Here is a 459-nt window from a genome sequence, read left to right as displayed (position 1 = left end):
AAAATGTTTCAATCTAGCAAAAGCGTTTTCTACCAAATGACGGCAACGATACAAATACCAATCTAGTGTGTCGTTACAGCTTTTAGAGTTCGACTTAACGGGTATGACTGACTCAGCACAGTGCTTGAAGATACACTCTCTAATATCACTACTATCGTAGCCCCTGTCTGCAATCACCGCTTTAGTCTGGTTATTAATCGTGCTATCTATCAACGTCTTTGCCATCTTAGCGTCATGCACTTGCCCACCTGTCAGCTCAATATGTATAGGGTTACCACAAGCATCGACCACTAAGTGCAGTTTGCTGCTATTACCTGCAACACTTTTACCAATGGCCTCATCAAGATGACTGGCTACACCTGAACTATGCTGATGAGCTTTGACCACGCTACCGTCTATAAATAACCATTCACTATCATAGTTTGCTGTGACTATCTTCATGAGCTTTTGCCATTTACC

1 protein-coding gene is annotated in these 459 nt (G+C 42.3%); it reads right to left on the bottom strand.

The window, feature by feature from the left end; genetic code table 11:
• Positions 1–459 (bottom strand): IS5 family transposase (locus AAEY80_RS14355; RefSeq protein WP_350588530.1); only part of this gene is annotated, 459 nt, incomplete at both ends.

Origin of the sequence: Psychrobacter sp. 78a-MNA-CIBAN-0178 (assembly GCF_040309625.1) — a bacterium.
Classification (GTDB): Bacteria; Pseudomonadota; Gammaproteobacteria; order Pseudomonadales; family Moraxellaceae; genus Psychrobacter; species Psychrobacter okhotskensis.
Note: the sequence above shows the minus strand (reverse complement) of the source record. Positions and strands in the feature narration are given on the sequence as shown.